We start from the raw sequence: 1,187 nt of genomic DNA, 5'->3' as shown, positions 1-1,187 counted from the left end.
CACCAATGACGGTCGCACTATTGTCAGCGACGGCAAACCTAAAGAATCAGACTCAGGCCTGCTTGGCTATACAGACGCGAATGGTGTCAAACAGCAGATCAATAAAACCGACGTTAAAGAAGTCTCCGAAATTCCGCACTGAGCATCTTCTCCGAAAAAGGCCGCTAATGTGGCCTTTTTCTTTACCTGTGGTTCTCCGCCAAAATCCCAGCAAATTGCATCACCAAAGCTAAAAGCTTTCAGGGTTGTCTAAAAAGCACAAGACATAAGAGGAAGTGCGGTATTTTATAATCAAGCCCCCAAGAATTTACCATAACATCCGTTGCCCGCACCGCCTGAGACGCGTTCAGCGCGTTCCTGACGAAACCATGACAAAAACCACAACAAACCACCCCGGAACCCGTCAGAAACGCGCCTGTTAAATTTTAACGGCATGCATGACTATGCACCAGAATGACGCCATGCTCTTTTCACGCAAAAATCATCACCAGACGGGGAAAATCACCAGTGACCAGACAGGAATCCGCCGCCCTCAATATGGCCAAATTTATCCGCGCACAGACACTTCTCCTCCTTGAGCGGCTCGAGCAGATGGATCTGGATGAGGCTGCCGGCTGCTGTGAGCACCTGCACGATCAGGCCGAAGCGCTTTACGCCATGCTGAACGCACAGATAGGCGAGGAAAATGCGTGAAAATCGGTGAACGGGTGCGCAATTCAGTGCGCGGCCGTGAGGCGATGGCGGGGTGTCGGGGCGCAGCCCTGACCAGGGTATTTGTGATGCCGGCGCGTGCGCGGTATTACAAATGCACATCCTGTCCCGGAACGGACACCGGGAAACAGCAAAAAAAACCGGGCGGCACGCCCGGAACTCAATCAAGTTAGATTAGATTACTCTCACTCGTCCATAACAGCATCATGGAACGACGACCACCGTCCGTGACGGCCGCCTCGTTTAAGTATGGACAGAAATACAGAAAATGCTCAGGACGAAATGTAATGAATGCGAACGGATTCAAGAAATTCGAGCATGACAGTCCTTACGGCCGGTTCGGTTTCAGACAAAATCTGCCGGTATGCATCCAGCATCATGGCTCCGGCATCCCCTCCGGCACGCCGTAGCCAGACCGAAACAACGGACACAAGCAGGTGTCGCTCATCATCACTAAGAGTCATCAGGGCTCCGGA

3 protein-coding genes are annotated in these 1,187 nt (G+C 52.1%); 2 read left to right on the top strand and 1 reads right to left on the bottom strand.

Features of this window, described 5'->3' with window-relative positions:
• Both ACFWU9_RS36250 and ACFWU9_RS36245 read left to right on the top strand, forming a co-directional pair.
• Positions 1 to 142: YgdI/YgdR family lipoprotein (locus ACFWU9_RS36250; RefSeq protein WP_114475382.1), on the top strand; the 142-nt coding region annotated here is incomplete at its 5' end.
• A gap of 365 nt (positions 143 to 507) precedes the next feature.
• Positions 508 to 693, top strand: a complete 186-nt coding sequence (locus ACFWU9_RS36245; RefSeq protein ID WP_013772937.1) for a Rop family plasmid primer RNA-binding protein — start codon at positions 508 to 510, stop codon at positions 691 to 693.
• Between the two features lie 290 nt (positions 694 to 983).
• On the opposite strand, the gene ACFWU9_RS36240 is transcribed toward ACFWU9_RS36245, so the two are convergent.
• The coding region (locus tag ACFWU9_RS36240; RefSeq protein ID WP_384325357.1) for a hypothetical protein at positions 984 to 1,187 on the bottom strand (204 nt) is incomplete at its 5' end.

It is taken from the genome of Streptomyces sp. NPDC058653 (genome assembly GCF_042716895.1).
Lineage (GTDB): Bacteria > Actinomycetota > Actinomycetes > Streptomycetales > Streptomycetaceae > Streptomyces.
This window is presented reverse-complemented; position numbering and strand designations above follow the sequence as displayed.